Source organism: Hymenobacter cheonanensis (genome assembly GCF_030581075.1).
GTDB lineage: Bacteria > Bacteroidota > Bacteroidia > Cytophagales > Hymenobacteraceae > Hymenobacter.
The window spans coordinates 267624-287663 of sequence record NZ_JAUQSW010000001.1 but is presented as its reverse complement, the minus strand read 5'-3'; the positions used below and the strand labels follow the sequence as shown (position 1 = coordinate 287663).

Here is a 20040-nt window from a genome sequence, read left to right as displayed (position 1 = left end):
GCAGCGGGCTAGGAGGCGTGGGGCAGGTGCTTCTTCAAGAAGTGCCGCGCCCGGTGCTGGGCGGCTGGCAGCGCCTCGTGGTCGGGCCGGCCGCTGGCATTGAGCAAGCTGCTGGCCGCCGCAAGGGCCACAAAGATGGTTTCCCATTCCTGCATGGCCGGGTAATCGAGCCAAAGAATGTTGAGCAGCAAATGCGCCGGCGCGTGCTGCTCAACCAGGTTTTCGACAAAACTCCGGGGGCTGGCCAGCGGCGCGGCGCGCGCGCTTTCAGCCGGCCGGAACCGGAAGGCGTAGCCCGGCAGCAGCAGCGTAGCCTGGTACTGGAAAAACTCCCTGTTCGCCGGCCACTGGCTGGCCTCGGCGGCTGGCTCCGTATCAGAGTGGGGCAGCAGTACCAGGTGGTCGAGCAGCGTAAAGCGCTCCAGCTGCGCATCGAGCTGGCGGCCATAAGCCAGCAGGCGCGGCACGAGGTTTTCCAACGTTGCCGGGCCTTGGTCATCCCCCGGTGCACCGGCTAGCTCCAGCTGCGTGTGGTAATGCGGGTGGTGCGGGTCGGGGTGCAGCCGGGCGGTGGTGGCGCTCAGCGGAACCAGGGTAGGCTGCCGCAGCTGCCCGGCAAACAGGGCGAGCAAGTCCGCGAATTCCAGCTTGCGGCCCCGCACCAGCAGCCGGGGCGAGCTGTGCTGCTGGGCCCCGGGCTCCAGGTGCACCGATGCTTCGAGGCTGGCCAGCCTTGCGTGGCGGGCCCACTTGCGGGGCAGGCTTTCCAGGCCCACCAGCAAAAACAGGAAAAATTCCAGGCCGGACTCGGCATAGCCCGCCGTGGCAGCACTCGCCACGCGGGCCGCCCCGCGGTGGTAGGCGGCCGTGTTGAGGTGGGTCAGCAGCCGCTCGGTGGCCTCCACCGCTTCCGGACTTTGGACCGGGGCCTCGGTTTCGCGGGCGTGGTACTGCTGCGCAGCGTAGCCGAAGCGGGCCAGCAAATGCGCCAGAAACTTGCTGCGCTGGTGCAGCACGCCAGTAGCCGGCTCGGCCAGCTCTTGCAGGGCGCGCTGGTAAGGATTGTGCGGCTCTTGCTGGTAGGCTAGCCAGCGAGCGGCCGTGGCGGCGTTGTTTTGCCAGGCCTCGTCGGGGCTGATGCCCGTGCCCGGCAGCAGGGGCGCCACGTAGGGCACATTGTACAGCGCCGAGGTGTAGGTGGTAGTAGCTTGCGGGGCCGGCGAAAAAAAACGCCCCACGTTTTCGAGCTGCGCGCAAAAATTAGCCAGCAGCTGGTCAAACAGCAGCAAGTAGCCTTTCAGCTGCATCACGTGGGCGCGGCCCAGCGCGGAGGTATGCGCGCGCGGCCCCTCTTCGCTGGTGCCGTACAAGGCGGGCAACAAGCGCTGCACCGACTCGTAGCGGCCTAGCTCGGCGTAGTGGCCCTTCGCGGGCAGCGGGGCCAGCTGGGCAAGGGGGGGCAGGCGGCTGCCCCCCACCAGGGCTTGCTGACGATACGTCCACAGTGCCAGGCTGCCATTGCATTCCAGGGGAGCTTCGTGCTGGCTGAACGTAAAATGCCGAAGGCTGGCTTCGGCATCGAGCACGGCTACCCGGCCCGCCGGCACGGCTAGCTGCGTGGGCGAGGCCGGCAACGTGTGGCCGTGAAAGCGCAGCCCACTCACCTCCCGGATACCCGGCACCTGCCGGGCTATTGCCCCTAGCTCGGCGCAGTCGAAGTGCAGGCACTGGGGCGCAAACGAGGCCTCGTCAAACAAGCAGTGCTCGGCGGCGGGGCCGGCAAACAGCTCCTCGGCAGGAACGTCGCGGGCCTGCATTTCTGCCAGCGTAATGGCCGGCGGCGCGGGCGCTATCCAGGCATCAAACGCCCGGAGCACCGCCGCTAGCACCTTGGCGGGCTGCTGGCCGCGCAGCAAGTCCAGGTGGCCCCCCACTACTACCTCGTAGGGCTTCAGGATAATAACCTGCCCGAAATACTCGCCCAGGTTGCGGTGCGCATTCAGCAGGGCCAGGATGCGGGCCCGCACCGAGGAGTGGTCGGGGGCGGGCAAGGCAGCCCCGTGGCCCGGCCGGGGCGGGTGCAGCTCCACGCGCACCTGGTAGTGCCAGGGGGCGGCCGACTCGTCGCCTGGGCCGGTTACCAAGCTGAGCCAGGCGTTTTTTACCGTATCGTGCAGCCGGTCGAGAAGCAGCTTGCGGTAGTCGGCCAGCGTTACCGGGTGGTTGGCAAAGGCCTCGCGGGCGGGCACCAAAAGGCCGGGTACGTGGCTAGCCGGCCCCGGCGGGGAGGCCAGCAGCGTCGGCACGGGCAGGGCGGCGCGGCTGCCCACATCCGTCAGGGTAAAGCACAGGGCTTCGAGCAGGGTTACGCCGGGGTCGTGGTCGTTATAGTCAGTCCACACGCGGCCGCTGAGCTGCTGCAGGTGCGCTAGCCCCTCTTGCCGCAGCAGGGCATAGTCCTGCCCCGGCGGTAGCTTCTGGCTTTTGGTAATAGTCGAAACGGGCTCCATAGCAGCAAAAAAGGGAAGTAGCGGTAGCCGGGCAACGCTAGGCGCCTGGGCTGGGCGGCCCCTGCGGGCGGCGGTCGTCAAATAAGTGCGTGATGTGGTAGACGATGCGCGCATCGGGGCCAAACGAGCTGGCGGTGCGCATATCGAGCCCGTAGTCGTGCAGGGCGCCCGTCCACCGAAACTGAATTTTCTGAAACCACCCCCAAAACCACGCATCCCGGCGGTAAACGCGGCTCTGCGACTTGCCGTAGGCGCTCAGGGCCGTGGCCTGGGTCAGGGCATAGCGGCCCCGGCCGGCCGGGCCGTAGGCGGCGGCCACAATCTCGAAAGCGTGCAAGCCGTCGAGGCCCCGCAAAATGGGGTGCCACTGGCCATCGGCGGGCACTTCGGTGCCGGGGCACTGCGCATCGGCGTAGGTGCCGCGGCGGCCCTGGCTGGCCACGAAGCCGTTGACTTCGAGCTGGGCGGTGGGCGCAGTGGTGCCAATGCCCACGTTGCCGCCCACTTGCAGGTGCAGCCGGCTGATGCCGGGCCGGCTGCCGGGGGTAGCGGCGGCCGCAAGGTCGGCGGCCGTGGTTGGCTCAACACCCTCCGAAATATCCAGCCCCGGCGGTTGCACTCCCGTTTCTAGGCCGACAAGCCAGTTGGGGCTAGTGGCGCGGGGTACTTGCTGGTAGAGCGCAACGCTGTCAGTTGGCTGGTTGGCTGGCGGCTCATCTCCGCCAGGGTTGGGCCCCGGCAAGGGCTCGCGTTGCGGCGGCAGCTCAGCCTTATCATCCAGCCGATTCACCATCGACTCAATCAGGTCGGCAAAATTCTGCTGCGTGGGGAGGCTGCCGCTGACGAAGTAGCTTTTGAGCGTTTTCCGGGACTTTAAGGAGCCTTGTGATTTATCGGGAGTAAGCATGTGGCATAGAAAATCAGGTAAGTGCGCGTGCGTGGCGGGTGGCAGGTGCCGGCACGGCGGCGCTAAAAGTCGCAGGCCACGATAAAGTCTGCTCCTATCCGCAGGCGCTCGATGCCCGTGGGGGCCGCCTCGGCCGGGGCCGGCAGGTGGTGGCGCACCGTGAAGTGGTGCTGCTGCGCCGGCACTTGCACCCCGCCCAGCGGGCTAGCCCCCATAAATTCGGGCGGCTGCCGCGCGTCGGTGGCCGAGTCGTAGAGCCGGTGCCGGCCCGCCTCCACGCCGGTTTTGACCACGGAGAACCCCCCGATGCCCGCCACGTAGGGCAGCAGCTTCAGAAATGCCTCCACGGCCGGCACAGTGAGGTAGTGATGAAAGCCGCCGCGCGGCGGAGCCTGGTGCCAGGGCGATAAAAAAGCCCGCAGGTCTTTTTGCAGCTGCGGCTCGCAACGAGCCAGCGGCAGCGCGGCCGACGGCGCAAAAGCTACTAGGCTGCGCACCTGTACCTGTTCGTAGCACACGTTGAGCACCCGCACCCGCACCGCCGGCGGGGCCAGTGCCTGCAGGTAGCTCTGCACCCGGGTGAGTTCGCCGGGCCCGAACAACGGATAGGGATTGCCGGCCTGCGCCTGGGGCAGCAGCACCAGCGTTACCTGGCCGGGCGTGCGGGGCCCCGGCACGTCATTGGCACTCAGGCAGAGGGCACTGTGCACCTGCGGGAACGCTTCCAGCACCAGGTGCTCGTAGTCCCAGGGCGTTAGGGCCCGGCCCCGATGCCGGAGCCGCTCGCTCACCCGGCTGTAGTAGGCCGATTGGGACTCGGCCGCCTGGCCGCCAAACGACGGGTGCGGATGCGCCACCGCCACAATGGCCGGGTGCGGCGTAAGCAGGCGGGTGGGGGCGTGCGCCGGCACCACCGGCTGGGCAGTAGCCGCCGGGCCGGGCCGCGGCGCGGTGCGCACGGCTGGTACCAGCTGCGAATGCATGGCCCGCACCCGGCCGAAGGAGGCGGCCCCGCTGCCCACCGTGGCCCGCAGCCACCACAGGCCGGCCGGCATGCGCGTTTGGTGCGTGTTCGGAAGAGCCGGCAAATTAACCGCAACGCTACAGCTATTGCCAAAGCCCGGTAACGATACTTCGGCCCCCGGCGCCTGCTCAATGGGTACCCACTGGTCGTTGCGCAGGTAGGCCCAGCTGGGAGCTGGCAACTGGGCCGACTCCGGCAGGCTGCGAATAGTTAGGTCGAATACCAGCTGCACGGGCTGCCCCGCCGCTTCCGGGCTCAGCCCCACAAACAGCTCACCATTTTCGAAGGCTGGAAGTAGCTGCAACGCCAACCCAGCGGCGGGCACGTAGCCCGCAAAGGGCCCGATATGAAAAAAAGCGGGCCGGTCAGCCGCCGCATCCAGGCCAGGGGCTAGCGGCTGCTCGGCGTGGTAGCTTACCGAAAGGCCGCACAGCCTGGGTAGGTAGGGTAGCTGGGGCAGCGGCCGGCGCGGTCCTTGAGGAGGATTAGGCAGGTAAAATTGGGCATTGTACTGCACTGCCTCGCGCAGGGCTTGGGGATACAGCCCCGAGCCAAAGCCCGCCGCCGGGGCCGTAAGCTCGATGCGCAGCAGCCCGGCCGCACCTTCCGGCGCGGCCGTTAGCCGGGCCGGCTCTGGCCACCGCAGCAGGCTCACCGACCGCAGCGGCTCCCCGCTGGCATCGGCCTGAAACAGGGGCTGCGGAGCCGACGCCAGCCAATGGTAGTTCGACAGGTAGCTGGTAGTTACCTGAAAGGAGTCGTCGGCCAGCGGCGACCCGCAGCCTTGGTAGAGCGCGTCATCCGTGGGGCCTGGCGCATACCCCTGGTAGTAGGGCCCAAAGCCGCCGGGTGGCAGGCTTTGCCAGGTCAGGGCCACGCTCAGGTGGGTCAGGTGCTTGTGAAGCAGTTCCGGTACGCCTATCAGCAGGTAGTCGCCGGGCAGGGCACTCGACCCGAAAGGATAAAACGGAGTTCGCGGGTCAAGCTGCCCCACCTGATTGCTCAGCTGCACGTCGTGCAGGTGCTCTACCATCACCTGCAAGTCAATGGCCACGGGTTGGAGCAGCACAAAGCTGGAATACCCATACGCCGGCGCCCCGGCCCGCAGCAGCAGCCGCAGCACGGGCTGGGTGGTGGCCAGCTCGTCGCCGTGCACCTGGGCCAGGTAGCCTACGCCGGCGGGCTGCGCGCGGTCGAGCAGCAGCGTCCAGGTAAGCGTATGCGCCTGCGCATCAATTTTTACTTCTGCTACGGCCAGGGGCAGCCAGCCGGCTGGCCCGGTCAATTGCGCCTCAAAAGCCGCCGTGGCCAGTGCCTCAACGGCGTAGCCCGGTGGGCTGGCTGCCTGCATTTCCTGCTGCCACTGCGCCAGGCTGGCCGCCGTGACTTTAAGGCAGAGCGTGAGGCGGCGGCTGCCCGCTTGCAGGCTCAGCAGGCGGGCGGCCACGGCAAAGCCGACCCGGGCGGGCTGGTTGCCGCCGTCACGAGCGGCGGGCGGCAGCTGGTCGCTCCCAAACAGCGGCCAGGGCGCCGGGGCCGGGGGGCCGGCCGCCGGGGGCGAGGCGTAGAGGCCCGTTACCGGCCCGGGGCCGGTAGGGGTTGGCGCGCGCGCGCCGAACACCGTGGCCAGCGCGGCAACCTTCCAGTTGGCGAGGGTGGCATCGGCCGTAGTGGCAAACACAATTCGTTGCCCGCCAGCATCCTTGCCCACCGTAGCCAGGGTGCCGGCGGGCAGCTTGTGCCGGGCCACGCCCTGCGTGAGCGTAAAAGACAGGTAGGTGCGGTCGGGCACCGGCAAGCGCCCCGTAGCCCGTAGCACCGTCCGGTAGTAGTAGTCCAGGTGCCGCTGGGGGATGTGGTTAAGCTCGGCCTGCGCGTGGGTATAGAGCTGCAAAAACGCGACCAGCAGGCTTTCTTCCGGGTGGTGGTCGCGGCGATGCTTAAGCTCGTGGGGCAGGGCTGACCGGGCCGCTTCGGCCAGCGCCACCAGCGCGGCCTGTAGTTGCCAGTACAAGTCAACCAGGGCGGCTACCATGGCTTCCCGCGTCAGTTCTTCCCGGCGCAGCTGCTCGGCATACTCCCGGTATTCCGCTTCCAGCAGGGCTTCCGCTACGTCTTCCAGGAACAGGCGGCGGCCCCGGCCAAATACCACGACTACCAGCCCCCGCGGCGGCGCCGCAGTACTTTGCTGGGCCAGTAGGCGCTCGAAGTGGGCCCCCCGGCGCAAGGCCGGCGCTACCGCCGCCACGCTAGCGGCCAGCAGGCCTTGCAGGTCGGGCTGCCGGGCGCCAGCTACCCAGGCTAGCCAGCTGGTGTACCACTCGTGCAGGGTGCTGGCCTGCTCGTGCAGCAGCTCTAGTAGCTGCGGCAGGGCCTGCTGCCGCTGGGCGGCAGTGGCGGCGGGGTCGTGCAGGGGCTGCAGCTGGGCTTCGGCCGCCGGCCCACCGCCCGGGTGGGCCGCTACCACGGCCAGTAGCAGCAGCCCCCGGTGCCGGGCCAGCGCCCAGGTGCCCGCGGCCGGGGCATTGGGCTCGGTGTAAAACTGCACCTTTTCGGAGAAGTGGGCCAGGTAGGCCAGAAGCTCGGGTAGCGTCCGGGCATCTAGTTTCAGGTGTTCGGGCAGCAGGTCGGCGGGCAGCCGCTCGGCCTGGGAAGTCCCCCCTTTGCGCCACTTTTCCGGGGGGCGGGGCGCGGTCAGCGGCGGCAATGGCATGGCAGGGAATAGTTACGCGGGCGCCGGGGCATCGCGCAGGTAGAACGGAAACACCTTGTTGTACTCGCTGTTAGTCGCGCGAATGACGTAGGTGAGCTGCAGGCGCAGAATGCCATCGGCCAGCTGCCCGGTATCAACTTGCACCGGGCTAGCCTTGATGCGCGGCTCGAAGCGGAGAATAGCCTTATTTACCACCTCCTGCAGGCGGGTAAGGGTAGTCCGGACCATATTCTCGAACAGGAACTGGCGCAGGGCGCAGCCATAGTCCGGGTTCATGATGCGCTCGCCGGGCTCGGTGTGAAACAGGATGTACAGGCTCTGCTCAACGTCCAGCTCCTCGCTCACCAGGGCCAGGGCCTTGGTAGCGGGGTCAAACTGCGGCGGAAAGGCCCAGCCCTGGCCGAGAAACGGCACCAGTAAGGAAGACGCGAGTAAATTGTCCATGGCCGCCCGGCTAGCCCCCAATCAATACCGTGGGCAAGCCCATCACAATCTCGCCCCCGTGCGCCGTGGCATCACCCATGCGCGCCGCCGGCAGGCCGCCAATCCACACCGTCAGCGAGCCTTGCTCCAGCATGTCCGGCTCCGGGGCGAGGCAAAACGCTTCGTTGTCGGCCACGGCCGCCGGCAGGCCCCCAATCAGCACCGTGGGCACGCCCGGGCCCAGGATAGGGCCGCCCACGTGGGGAATGGGGACGGGGCCCGGAGTTTCCAGCGGGCAGATGTGCAAGTCTCCGACTCGGGCGGCAGGGGGCATGGCAAGGATAAGCTAGGGAGTGACGTAAATTAATTGATGCGCACCAGGATGCCTTTCACTACGGTTTCGGCCGTAGACGATAGGGTAGAGGCGGCGTTGCTGGTGAGGGAAAGGATGCCCGTGGCATCCGCGCTGATGTCGAGGCCTTTCAGCCCCACTGCGGCACTGCCGTTGATGGTGACCATTTTAGCGCCCAGACTAATGCTCTCATCGGCCGTGATGGTGATGTTGGATTTGCTTACCAGGTCAATGCCATTATCCGAGAGCGTAATGGTATTGCCCTGCTGGTCTTTGAGCACGATGCCGGCGGCCGTGTCGCTGATAATCAAATGATTATTCTTGGGCGTCTTCAAGGTGATGCCGCCTTTCTGCTCATCAAATTCCAGCGTGAGCTTGCTGCGCGTAACGATGGCCTTGATGTTGTTGGCCGCTTCGGTTACGTAGGCGGGCGAGCGCTCCTTGCTGTAAAGCGACCCCAGGATGACGGGGGCGCGGATGTCATCGCCCAAAAAGCCCAGCACTACCTCGTCGCCCACTTCCGGGTAGAAATACATGCCCCCGCCGCTTGAGGCCGAGGGTTGGCCTAGCCGGGCCCACAGCACGGCGTTGTTGAGGGCCGCCACCTGCACCTGCACCTGGAAGTCGCCCTTGTTGTCCGTGCTGCGGTTCGAAGCCACAATCTTTCCTTCGGCCGCTTCGGCTTTTTCTTCCCCCTCTTCTTCGGCCTCGGCGGCTTCGGCCCCGTGGGGCAGGGCGGCTTCGGCCACCTCCGCCACGGCCAGGGCCTGGGCCATGGGGCCGGCATCGGCGGCGGCGGCGGCGGCCGTTTTAGCTTCTGCCACGGCTTCCTTGAGCGCTGCTGCCTGGTCTTTTAGCTCTTCCGCCTCTTCCACGGCCTGGGCGGCTTCGGCCGCGGCGGCGGCACTGGGCTGCAAGGCTTTCACTACCCCGGCGTACAGGCCCTGCACGCCCGAGGCAACGCTGTTGGCCCCCACGGGCGGCACCACGTCGGGGTGGCGCTCGGCAAACGGCTGCTCGTCGGTGCCTAGCGAGAGCTGGGTTTTCCAGTCGCCGCCCGCAATGGTGTGGGTCACCTTCGACACCAGGGCCCGCCCGCTAAACCGGGCCCCAATCCGGTCGAGCCGCACCATGCTGCCGGGCAGCACCGCGCTACTGCCCTGCATTTCCACGCTGCCTTTTACCATGGCAAGCATCCGCTTGGCCAGGTAGGCGTTGGCAATGGTCTGGAGCGACTCCTCGTCAACGTCGGCCGCCGTGCGAATGACATACGCCTCCTGGCTCAGGGCCTCGGCTAGCTGCCCGGGGTCGAGGTTGCCCAGCGTTTCCAGGTCGGGCGGTTCGGCCGTGACCGTGATGTCCTGCTGCAAGGCGGCCGACCACGACTGGGCCTGCACCGTTTTGAACTGGGTGCGGGCATCCATATCCAGCGAAAAGCTGTACACGTTGTCGCCGTACACCAGCGCCAGGGCATCGTCGTCCGAGGTGGAAAGCTGCACTGTGGTCAGCTGCCCATTGTCGTTGATGACGACCTGGCCGTTGGCCTCCGCCTGGGTCACGACAAAGTCCCAGTCGGTGCGGTTGTACTGCACCAGGTTTTCCTGCACCTCGCTGGTAGCGGCAATAGTGGCGCTCAGGTTGGCGTAGGTACCGATTATCTGCGTCAGCGTATCGCTCGTGGTTTGATTGCTGAAGGGCATGACCACCCGGCTGCCCGTCATTTTGACGGCCTCATCCTTGCACGACACCGTCAGCTGGATGCCCTGCGCCCCCTGCGAAGACACCGCGATGCCCACCACGAGCCCCCGAAAAAGCAAGTCATAGTTGTTGTCATACCCCGCCGAAATATCGATGGCAGTGCCGGGCCTGAAGGTATCGGCGTCGCATACCGGAAAAGCGCCGGTAGCAGGGTCGCCGTCAATGAGCGTGAGCGTGGCCGTGCTGATGGTGTTGAGGCCCTTATCAACAGTAATCGAGAGAATGCGGTAGATGCTGGCCGGGCCCACCAGCTCCTCGCCATCGGTCCGCACGCTGAACGACACCAGGCCACTGGCTAGTAGAGGAAAACTTGCCATGAATAACGACCCGTGTTACAGGTGCAGGTGCGGGAAGTGAATGACGGTGCCCTCCACCAGCTTGCTGAAATGCACCAGCTTGTTGAGCTTGGCCACTTGCAGGTAGTGGCTGGCATCGCCGTAGATGGCGTGGCAGAGCTGGGGCAAGGTATCGCCGGCTTTCACCAGGTAGCGCCGCAGCGAGGAGTCGCCCTGCTGGGAGCCCGCCAGCAGGGCCAGCGTTTTGGTATCGGTGAAGCTGACGAAGGCCAGGTCAACTTTGGCACGCACCGGCGTGCCATCGGGCCGAAAAAGCGAGTAGTTGACGTTGAACGTGGTGAGGCGGCCCTTAAACAGAAAGTCGCCCCAGGTCACCTCCACGTAGTAGGGGCTGCGCACCTCGCCGTGGTAGGCAAAGGCCAGGTTCCTGAGCGCCGCTATTTCCTTGCTCACTTCCACCAGCTTGCCGTCGATGGGCCGGGTGCCATCCAGCAGCAGGCTGAAATCCAGGTTGCCCTGGCTGGCATAGTTGAAGCGCGGGGTATCGCCGGCGCTCCCCGGCGGGTGGGGCGTGTCGTACGAGTTCTCGCTCTTGTGCACGAACGATTCCGGGTTGAGAAATACGGTGTACGGGCTGCCCGCTGCCTGCGTAAACTGGGCATCGGCGTAGGCCTGCAGCGACATTTTTAGGAGCGACATGGAAAAGAAGCAATTAGCGTTCGCGCCGCCGCTGCAACTCGGCCAGCACCTGGCGCACGCAGGTTTGGGTCAGGTCTTGCTGAAACTGCCGGAGCGCCTCGCCGGCCAGCGCAGCCGGTGGGGCTGGCGGCACGGCGCGCGCGGGCGCGTCGTCGAGCACGGTTACTTTAATGAGCAATTCCCGGATTTCGATGGGCATGAAGTGGTGAAGTTAGACCCGCTGGAAGGTAGCAAAAGCAAATTCGAGGGTTTCAATGGCCAGGGCGTTTTCCTGCGACTTGAAGTCGGACATACTCCACTTCACCGGCCAGGCCTCCAGAAACGACCAGCTGGCCAGCGGCGTGCCGCCGCCGTTGAGCAGGCTCAGCTGCACGGTGCGGGGCTGGATGGGCTTGGTAAAGTCGGTCGCCAGCGTGTCGGTGCACCAGGTGGCCAGCGCCGAGTTGCTGCTCACGAAGCCGCGCCGCAGCACCAGGTTGCTGTATTTTATCACGGTGGGCAGCCGGTGCTTGTACAGGTTCTGGCCCCCCTCCCGGATTTCCTCCAGCTCCCACTCCGCTGCCAGGCCCGCCGCTTCCTGGAACGAATTGTCCAGGCCGGAGGAGATGCCCGCAAACTGGAGCTGAAAGTGGAACCCGGGCGGGGGGTAGTACTCCTGCGCCATGCCTAGCCGTTGGCGATGGACAGGGTTTCGTAGGCCACCTCAATGGTTTCGATGGCCACCTCGTTGCCGTCGGCTTTGAGGTCGGTACCCTGAATCTTGGTGGGCCAGGCGTTGGTGAGCGTCCAGGTCATGGTGGGGGCGCCCGATTCGTCCAGCAGCTTGATAACGATGGTCTGACGCTGGATGGTGTTCATCTTCGTGGTGTTGTACCAGGCCCAGAACTTGTTGTCCTTGGCAAACACACCCTTTTTCAGCGTCACGTTGCCCACCTTTTTCAGGCCCGGCATCTTAATGGGCGAAAACTCCTTGCTATTGCCGTGGCGGTATTCTATCACCTGGGTTTCGGTATCCAGGCCGCTCACTTCGTGAAAATAGTTGCCGATGCCCCCGCCGAGGCCGTCTACCTGAAAGTAAAACTTAGGTAGAGGCCAGATATTGGGGCTTTGGGCGCTGCCGTCGTCTGCCATGATAAGGAAAGAAAAAAGGTAAAAAGTAGAGCGTAAGCCGAAGCGTGATTAAGAAACCTGCATTTGCTGCTTGAAGGTGAGCGTGATAAACTCGGCCGGCCGCACCAGGGCCACGAGCACGGTCACGTTCATGATGCCGTTGAGGATGTCGTCGGCCGTCATGGTGGTGCCCAGGCCCACCTGCACGCTGTAGGCATCGTCGGGCTTGGCCCCGGCTAGGGCGCCCTGCTTCCAAAGGTTGAACAGGAAGCTGTTAAGCATGCTCTTGAACGTAACCCAGGTGTTGGCATCATTAGGCTCGAACACGGTGTTGCGGGCCGCCAGCTTCATCGACTGCTCAATCATAATCATGGTGCGGCGCACGTTCACGTAGCGCCAGTCCTGGCTGTTGCCGTCGAGGGTGCGGGCGCCCCACACCAGGTTGCCCAGGCCCTTGAAAGCCCGGATGGCGTTGATGGATTTGCCCGTCATCGCATCCACGTTCAGGCCGGCCTGCTGGGCATCGCTGATGGCGACGGTGGGCTTAATCACCGCGTTCAGGCTTACGTTGGCCGGCGCCTTCCACACGCCCCGGCTGCTGTCTACGGCCGTGTACACGCCGGCCATAGCCGGAGCCACGGGCAAGGTGCCCAGGTAGGCCGCCATGGTGTCCAGCGTCAGCTTGTATTCCGGCGAAATAGCCTTGAGCTTGTTATTGAGGGCCAGGTCGGCCGCGACCGCCTTCGCTTGGGCTTCGGGGTCCTGCGACGGTGAGGCCGGCGGCGTGGTCGCAGTACCGAAAAGGATGGCGGGCAGCGGGGCATTGGTGGCTGGCTTAGGCGGAGGTACCAGGCTAGCCAGGGCAGCCAAGGCATTGGGCGTCAGATTTCGGAATGACAAATCAGTAGCTTCAACAACCGTCGTGTTTACCCAAGGGAAATAAGTAATGCCGTAGTTCAGGTAGTCTACTCCCACATTAGTCCGAAAGGTATCAATATCATCCAGCGTAGGGAGGCTGCCGGGGCCATCTCCCCCGTACACATCCAACAAGGCTACCCGCTTTTGCACATCCGCACAATGCTGGAGCATATGCTGCATGACGGAAGTATAGTCGTCGCTCGTAAGCCTAAGCGCATCCGGGCAGAGCAGCATCGTGGGGTCTTGCTCGGGCTCCAGCAGGTCGATGCCGTCTTCAAAAGCCTTAATGGTAGGCGTAGCATCGTACCCACCAATCGAGACGATGTAGCAGGGGCCGCCGCCATTCTGGTAAAACAGCTGGAGGGAGTTATAGAGGTAGAACAGCCCCGTTCCTTGTGGAGTTAGGGCAGCCGTGCGGCCCGAGGCGAAGGTCAGGGTCACCGCCGGCAACGCCGCAGGGTCGCTCGCAACTGTTCCGGCCGTGAAGGTGCCTTTCTGAATAGCAATTACTACGGGGGCTCCTGTGAGGGCAGCCGCTGTTACAGTAGCCCCGGTAACGGGCTGGCCACCACTGGGCGTGTAGCTAGCCCCCGTGATGGTGCCGCCCGTGAGGTCAGCCGTAACCGTCGAGCCCTGTACGGCAATATTGGCGAGGGTGCCGCCCGTCAGGGTGCCGGCCGTGATATCATTTCCCGTAATATCAGTAGTTCCGTTTTGGCCGGCTGTAAGCTTGCCCGTAATCGCTATCGTGACTGTGGCTCCTTGCAAAGCCGCTCCCGTCAAGGCCCCGGTAACGGGCGTGCCGGTGGGCGACGCATACGTAGCCCCCGTAAAGCTGCCTCCCGTGATGTCGGCAGTCGTCGTGCCCGTGGCAGAAGTTACGGCGAGGGTGCCGCCCGTCAGGGTGCCGGCCTGCAAGTCGCTCCCCACCACATCCAGCACCAAGTCGAACACCTGGGTAAACTTTCCCCCAAACTTATTCACAAAGTCCTGGAGCGACTCGACCCGGGTCGGCACGTTTGCCAGGGGCTTGCCTTTGTAAGACGCTTTCTCCGTGTACCCGACAAACGCTGGGATGGCCGTGGCGACTTCTACTACCGAATCGGGAAAAGCATTTTGCTCGACGATGGTTACGCCGGGGGTATGGTAAGGGGCCAGTTGTGCCATAAAAGGAGAAAGGAGGGAGAAGTTTTTAAATCAAAAAAATCTTGAAAGTAAGGCTAGAATTATAAATAGGCTACAATGCCCGAAATAAATATTTCCCCTTGCGCCGTCTGCTCGGTCCGAAGAGTGTTTGGGATGGCTTGTGGCAGCGCTGGTAGCACTACTTGCCCCGTACCAGGGGCACTCCGGCCTGAATGTAAGGCGAGTAGCTGATAAGGCAACATGGGATAGCGCTCAGCTAGAGGTATTGCCTGGCTAGCCCGCCACACCGGCGCCTCGCCGACTGCCACCGGCACCTGAGCAAAGGTGACGGCCGTGCCCGTTTTGATTTGCAGGCCGGCCGGCACCGGCGGGTTACGAGCCCGCAGCTGGTACTGCCAGTAGGTAGCCCGCGCCGCGAAGTTCAGGGTATAGGTGGTGTTAGGCTTTGCCCGCAGTACCGCCGCGCCGACTTCCAGCAGCGCCCAGGGCTGGGTAGCATACAAGTAGTCATCGGCATAAAACGCAAGCCTATCGGGGCCCACCTGCACTTGGTAAGCGCCGCTGCCCCAGCGGCTCAAGTCAAGCGGCACACTGGGCGCCCGTGCCGCCACCACCGGGGGGCTGGCCAGCAAACGGCTGGGCACCAGGCGCAGCAGCCGGGCAGTTCGGGCGGTAGGCGCCGCTGCCACCGGATGCGCAAAAACTAACGGCCGCAACGCCAGCCCCGCACTCGCTACTACCTGCCCGGCCCCCGGCTTGCGCGGAGAAGGCCCTAGCCGGTAAATGGGAGTGAGGCCCGGCTGGGGGGCTAAATTGGTGTAATTGAAGAAAACCTGGTTAGTGGGAATGAGGCTGAATAACAATGGAAAAACCGCGCTCTGCGCGGCCGCAGAAGGCCGCCCCGCCCCGGCTCCGAGCACAACAAAGCCGTTGGGCAGGGGCTTGAGCAGCCAGCCCACCCGCCGCAGGCGCTCCACCGTGGCGGGGGTGGGCTCGAGGGCCAGTTCCCGCAGGCAGCCATCGGCAAAGTAGTCGTGGTGCAACACCACCTCGAACAGCACGCCGTAAGTTATTTTCACAGCGCAGTTGCCGGTGCCGGACGCACGATACCCGTCACGTCCACCGTCGTGATGGCTGGGCTGGTACTCAGTACCACGCCGTCCTGAATGGTTATCATCTTGATTTTGTAAATAACCCCGGGCAGGTGCTTAGTCCCCAGCATTCCCCAGAGGTAGCTCCAATCCTGGTAGCTGGTTGTTTCCAGCTCCACAGTTAGCCGGCTAAAGGCGCTGTCCAGCAGCGGATAGGCCTGAGGAGTAAAGACCGAATGACCCTGAAAAAACGTCAGCGTGCTACCCAAAAACTTCAAAGCCTCCGTATAGTCGTTGAAGTTGGCCGCAAAAAGCACCCGCAAGTTCAGCTTGAGAGCGGGGTTTAGTTGCGAATGCACGCCGCTCCCGCTCCGGTCGGGTAGCAGGTTGCGCACGGTACTTTCGGGTTCCAGGTTAATGAGCGTGACACTCATCTGGTTTTGGATGTCTTCAGCTGCCGAGCCGCCCGCACTGACGTGGGCGGCAAGCGTCGCCTTCGCTTGCAGCAGCTGGTACTCTGATTTTAGGTAAGTATTTAGTTCGTTGGTAAGAAACGAAAGTGCTTGAAGAAGCATGGTTTACGCTAAATACAAAGAGGTGAGAGCCCAGGCTACTATCTTTGGCTAACTAGACTATTCCGCATAGCAGCATTCTCGTCTCAACGAAAGTAGCGCGTATCGACCGCTACGGGTGCTCCTCCCAAAAATACAGACAGAGCCAAGGGGAGTTGGCCGAGCTAAGCCGGCTAGACGTGGAGGGGGTTTAGGAGCGGGCTGCCAAGTGATTGGGAGCGTAGCAGCCGAGGTTGGCAGGCCGCCGTTCCGCGCTGTAGGAGGGGAGAAATTAATTAATTTCGGTTGAACTCTCGCTAAAAGATGGTCAAGCTAAGGCGCTCAGAACTTGGCAAGGGTTGAAGATAGGTTTCGAAGTGATGGGAGAAAGCTAGTCAGAGGCAGAAGGGCTGCCGCGCTAGTAGCCGCAGAATAAAGCACGTTCAATCCGGAGGAAGATGAGCACATCAGGGCGGGCGGCCACTGGAGCTAAAGGCCACGAAACGACTAAGTTTACCTGGAACCTAAGTGGGTTGGCGCCGCGCTAGGCTTGCTCGGCTGCTCGGGGCGCTGCGGCCCACGGGAAGAGGTGCCGAGTGAGCGTTTGTAATTCCAAGCGCCTGAAAAACAATCTCTTGGAGATGAGATAATTTGTTCGAAGGTTTCGGTAACTTTCTTATTTTCGACTACTTGATTTCCGGCTCTGTGGCCAGTATTGCGTTTTTTCTCAAGGAGCCCCCTACGCCTGTCATCGCCCGCGTATCCGTGGGCGGGACTAAGGGCAAGGTATACAGTATACACCGGATTTGGATTGAGCCCCGCAAGTAGATTCAGGCTGCCCGGCTGGTGCAGGCCCGGGCCGGGCAACTCAATGTCACCCTAGCTGCCCAGCGCGCTCAGCTTGAGGCCTACCTGCCCGACGCCCTAGCCGCCGGCCTCGTGCCCACGCCCGAGCAGCTACGCCAGGTGCTCGACCCCGCGCTGGCAGCCAGGTCCGCGCCCGTGGCGTTGGAGACACTTCCCGTTGTAGCGGCCGAGCCAGCGCCCGTTATGGAGATAGCCCAGCCGGTGGTTGAGGTGGTGGCTACCTGCGCCGCATTGACGAAGCCCGCCGAGCCCGAAGCACCAGCATTAATCTGCTCACTATCTTCGAGATACATCAAAACCATTCACTCGGAAATTGAATCCGACCCGAGGGTCCCCCGAGAAAGCAAAATGGCCTTCCTGATATCAGGAAGGCCATAGCTAAGTAGTCCGTAGGGGAATCGAACCCCTGTTGGTAGAATGAAAATCTACTGTCCTAACCCCTAGACGAACGGACCGTGGTGTGTTGTTCGTTTTGATGATGCAAAGGTACGGAAATTTTGGTTTGAACCAAATATTGGGCCTAAAAAAAGTGGCTGGAAACTAAAACTACGCTGATTTTCAGCTGAAAAAAAACTGCTGGTCTTACCATTTTGTTAAAGCTTTCGGGATGCAAGCTGGGTGCGAGTAGGCAAAACCGTCGAAAAGCGTACCTTCGCCCAATATTATTAGCGGAGCCACTGCGGTGGCCCGTCCTACTTCCATTTTTTCCAACATCATGGCAAAAATTAAAGTCGCCATCAACGGCTTTGGCCGTATTGGCCGCCTCACCTTCAAGTCGCTGCTTGGGCGCGACAACGTGGAGATTGTGGCCATCAACGACCTGACTGACAACAAAACGCTAGCCCACCTGCTGAAGTACGACTCCGTACACGGCCGCTTCGATGGCACGGTGAGCTACGATGATAACAGCCTGACCGTGAACGGCCAGCATATTGCCGCCCTCGCCGAGCGCGACCCCAAGCTGCTTCCCTGGAAGGCTATGGGCGTGGACATTGTGCTTGAGAGCACGGGCCGCTTCGTGGATGAGGCCGGCGCGGGCCAGCATATCACGGCGGGTGCCAAAAAGGTAGTTATCTCGGCCCCGGCTACGGGCAACATCCCGACCGTAGTACTGGGCGTGAATGAAGACACGCTGACCGGCGACGAAACCATCATCTCGAACGCCAGCTGCACCACCAACTGCCTGGCCCCGATGGCTAAGGTGCTGGACGACGTATTTGGCATCGAGAAAGGCTACATCACCACGGTGCACGCCTACACTTCGGACCAAAACCTGCAGGATGCGCCGCACAAGGACCTGCGCCGCGCCCGCGCCGCGGCCTACAGCATCATCCCCACCAGCACGGGTGCTGCCAAGGCCGTCGGCCTGGTGCTGCCCACGCTGAAGGGCAAGCTCGACGGCATCGCCATGCGCGTGCCCGTGCCGGATGGCTCGCTGACCGACCTGACCGTAATTCTGAAGAAAGAAGCCACCAAGCAGCAAATCAACGATGCGCTGAAAGCAGCTTCGGAAGGTGCCATGAAAGGCATCCTGGAGTACACCACCGACCCGATTGTGAGCATCGACATCGTGGGCAACCCCCACTCGTGCATCTTCGACTCGGAGCTGACCTCGACCAACGGCACCCTGGCCAAGGTAGTGGGCTGGTACGACAACGAAACCGGCTACTCGACCCGCACTGCCGACCTCATCCAGAAGCTGGGTGAGAAGATGAACGGGTAATTATTAGTGGTTAGTGGTTGATTAGCAAGGAGTAAGGACCGAGTAGTGGCTATTATTCCTTGCTAATCAACCACTAATAGTTAGAAAAGGCCTGCCTGCTAGGCAGGCCTTTTTGTTTTTTGTGGAAAGAGCCGCCGTTGGGCGGCACCTTAGCTATGCCGCGTACTTGCTTTATTTTCAACCCGATGGCGGGTACCGGGCGGCGGGCCGATTTTCCGGCGCTGCTGCAGCGGCACTTTGGCGGGCTAGCGGGCAGCGACTACCTGCTGCGGCCCACCGAGGGGCCGGGCCATGCCACCGAGCTGGCCCGCGAAGCGGCGCAGGCGGGCTGCCGGGTGGTGGTGGCCGTGGGCGGCGATGGCACCGTGAACGAAGTGGGGCAGGGGCTGCTGGGCCAAACCGGGGCGGCGCTGGGCATTGTGCCGCGCGGCTCGGGCAATGGGTTGGCCCGGCACCTGCGGGTGCCGCTAGCCCTGCCGGCCGCGCTGCGGCGGCTGCGCCAGCCCACGTTCAGCCGCATGGATGTGGGCACGATTAATGGCCGGCCATTTTTTTGCACGGCCGGGCTAGGGTTCGATGCGCACGTGAGCCAGCATTTTGCGCAGGCCGGTACCCGGGGGGTGAGCACGTATTTGCGGGTGACGCTGCACGAGTATGGCAACTTCAAGCCGGTGCCGGTGCAGGTCGAAACCAACGGCCAGACCCTGGCCACCGACTGCTACGTGCTAGCCTTTGCCAACGCCTCGCAGTATGGCAACAACGCCTACATCGCCCCGCAGGCTAACCTGCAGGATGGCCTGCTCGATATGTGCCTTATCGATGCGCTGCCGCCCTGGCGGGCCGTGCAGGTAGTGCTGGGCATGGCCCTGGGCACGCTGCCGCGCACGGGCGGGGCTACCTACCGCCACACCCAGCACGCCATAGTGCGGGCCGCCGCGCCGCTGGGCTACCACGCCGATGGCGACTACCTGGGCCACGCCACCGAGTTTGAGCTGGGGCTGCGGCCGCTAGCCCTGGAAGTGGCCGTGTAGGTCAATCCGGCGGCGCGCCAGGCTACGTAAACCCGACTAGAGGATTAAAAACGCCGCTCGCTGCGAAGCCAAAGCAGCCCAAGATTGTTAGCGTAGCGGGCTAGTTACTTTCTTATTACTTCCGAAGATGTCTCAAGATTTTGTTCAGCAGCTGCAGGCGCAGTTGCAGCCGGCGCGCCAGCGCATGGTCGACCACGCCGTGTATCGCCGCCTCGAAACGCTGGCCGACCTGCGCGTATTCATGGAGCACCACGTGTACGCGGTCTGGGATTTTATGTCCCTGCTAAAAGCCCTGCAGCGCGAGCTAACGTGCGTGGAGTTGCCCTGGGTGCCCAAGGGCAACCCCGCCACGCGCCGCCTCATCAATGATATTGTGCTGGAAGAGGAAACCGACCTCGACCCCGAAGGCCAGCCCACCAGCCACTTCGAGCTGTACCTGCGGGCCATGCGCGAGGCCGGCGCCGACACCGCCCCCGCCGAGCGCCTGCTCGCCGCCCTGGCCGAGGGCGCCAGCGTGCCCGCCGCGCTGGCCGCCGCCCAGGCCCCGGCCAGCGTGCAGGAGTTTGTGAAGCACACCTTTGGCGTGATTGCCGGCGGGCAGCCGCACGCCATTGCCGCCGCCTTCACCTTCGGGCGCGAGGATGTGATTCCGGACATGTTCCGCAGCCTTATTGCCGACCTGGGGCAGCGCTTCCCGGGCCAGCTCGATACGTTTACCTACTACCTCAACCGCCATATCGAGCTTGATGAGGACCACCACGCCCCGCTAGCCCACCAGATGGTGCGCGACCTCTGCGGCACCGACCCAGCCCGCTGGCAGCAGGCCGGCGACATTGCCCAGCAGGGCATGGCCGCCCGCATAGCCCTCTGGGATGGTATTGCGGCTGCGCTAGCCCAGGAAAAAACAGTGGCCTAATCACT

General features: G+C 63.7%; 17 protein-coding genes and 1 tRNA gene. 3 read left to right on the top strand and 15 right to left on the bottom strand.

Annotated features, from left to right (window positions below; genetic code table 11):
* Window positions 1-8 precede the first annotated feature (8 nt).
* From Q5H89_RS01275 to Q5H89_RS01205, 15 genes are all read right to left on the bottom strand, one after another.
* Window positions 9-2510, bottom strand: a complete 2502-nt coding sequence (locus tag Q5H89_RS01275; RefSeq protein WP_305017473.1) for a hypothetical protein — start codon at window positions 2508-2510, stop codon at window positions 9-11.
* Between the two features lie 37 nt (window positions 2511-2547).
* Entirely contained in the window at window positions 2548-3417 is an 870-nt protein-coding gene (locus Q5H89_RS01270) for a hypothetical protein (RefSeq protein ID WP_305017472.1), read from the bottom strand.
* Between the two features lie 62 nt (window positions 3418-3479).
* Window positions 3480-7154, bottom strand: a complete 3675-nt coding sequence (locus Q5H89_RS01265) for a baseplate J/gp47 family protein (protein WP_305017471.1) — start codon at window positions 7152-7154, stop codon at window positions 3480-3482.
* A gap of 12 nt (window positions 7155-7166) precedes the next feature.
* Window positions 7167-7598, bottom strand: a complete 432-nt coding sequence (locus Q5H89_RS01260; RefSeq protein ID WP_305017470.1) for a GPW/gp25 family protein — start codon at window positions 7596-7598, stop codon at window positions 7167-7169.
* Window positions 7599-7608: 10 nt separating this feature from the next.
* Window positions 7609-7911, bottom strand: coding sequence for a PAAR domain-containing protein (locus tag Q5H89_RS01255; protein ID WP_305017469.1), 303 nt, complete (start codon window positions 7909-7911; stop codon window positions 7609-7611).
* 29 nt (window positions 7912-7940) lie between these two features.
* Window positions 7941-10004 (bottom strand): phage baseplate assembly protein V, encoded by a 2064-nt coding sequence (locus Q5H89_RS01250; protein ID WP_305017468.1) that lies wholly within the window; start codon window positions 10002-10004, stop codon window positions 7941-7943.
* 15 nt (window positions 10005-10019) lie between these two features.
* On the bottom strand, window positions 10020-10682 hold the full coding sequence (locus Q5H89_RS01245; protein WP_305017467.1) for a CIS tube protein: 663 nt from the start codon (window positions 10680-10682) through the stop codon (window positions 10020-10022).
* Window positions 10683-10695: 13 nt separating this feature from the next.
* Entirely contained in the window at window positions 10696-10881 is a 186-nt protein-coding gene (locus Q5H89_RS01240; RefSeq protein ID WP_305017466.1) for a DUF5908 family protein, read from the bottom strand.
* A 12-nt stretch (window positions 10882-10893) separates the two neighbouring features.
* On the bottom strand, window positions 10894-11346 hold the full coding sequence (locus Q5H89_RS01235; protein ID WP_305017465.1) for a phage tail protein: 453 nt from the start codon (window positions 11344-11346) through the stop codon (window positions 10894-10896).
* A 2-nt stretch (window positions 11347-11348) separates the two neighbouring features.
* Entirely contained in the window at window positions 11349-11813 is a 465-nt protein-coding gene (locus Q5H89_RS01230) for a phage tail protein (protein WP_305017464.1), read from the bottom strand.
* A 48-nt stretch (window positions 11814-11861) separates the two neighbouring features.
* Entirely contained in the window at window positions 11862-13877 is a 2016-nt protein-coding gene (locus Q5H89_RS01225) for a phage tail sheath C-terminal domain-containing protein (protein ID WP_305017463.1), read from the bottom strand.
* A gap of 59 nt (window positions 13878-13936) precedes the next feature.
* Entirely contained in the window at window positions 13937-14935 is a 999-nt protein-coding gene (locus Q5H89_RS01220) for a hypothetical protein (RefSeq protein WP_305017462.1), read from the bottom strand.
* Complete coding sequence (locus Q5H89_RS01215; protein WP_305017461.1) at window positions 14932-15522, bottom strand: DUF4255 domain-containing protein; 591 nt, start codon at window positions 15520-15522, stop codon at window positions 14932-14934. The genes Q5H89_RS01220 and Q5H89_RS01215 overlap by 4 nt, the downstream gene beginning before the upstream one ends.
* 884 nt (window positions 15523-16406) lie before the next feature.
* Window positions 16407-16658, bottom strand: coding sequence for a hypothetical protein (locus tag Q5H89_RS01210; protein ID WP_305017460.1), 252 nt, complete (start codon window positions 16656-16658; stop codon window positions 16407-16409).
* A 90-nt stretch (window positions 16659-16748) separates the two neighbouring features.
* Window positions 16749-16820, bottom strand: a tRNA-Glu gene (locus tag Q5H89_RS01205).
* 260 nt (window positions 16821-17080) lie between these two features.
* Between Q5H89_RS01205 and gap the strand changes: the two genes are divergently transcribed.
* The 3 genes from gap (at window position 17081) to Q5H89_RS01190 (ending at window position 20035) form a co-directional block, all read left to right on the top strand.
* Window positions 17081-18088 carry a type I glyceraldehyde-3-phosphate dehydrogenase gene (gene gap, locus Q5H89_RS01200; RefSeq protein ID WP_305017459.1) on the top strand — a complete coding sequence of 336 codons (1008 nt, stop codon included), beginning with the start codon at window positions 17081-17083 and terminating at the stop codon, window positions 18086-18088.
* 155 nt (window positions 18089-18243) lie between these two features.
* Complete coding sequence (locus tag Q5H89_RS01195; protein ID WP_305017458.1) at window positions 18244-19119, top strand: diacylglycerol/lipid kinase family protein; 876 nt, start codon at window positions 18244-18246, stop codon at window positions 19117-19119.
* A 127-nt stretch (window positions 19120-19246) separates the two neighbouring features.
* The gene (locus Q5H89_RS01190; RefSeq protein WP_305017457.1) at window positions 19247-20035 is read left to right on the top strand and encodes a DUF3050 domain-containing protein; all 789 of its coding nucleotides are present in this window, start codon (window positions 19247-19249) and stop codon (window positions 20033-20035) included.
* Window positions 20036-20040: the final 5 nt, after the last annotated feature.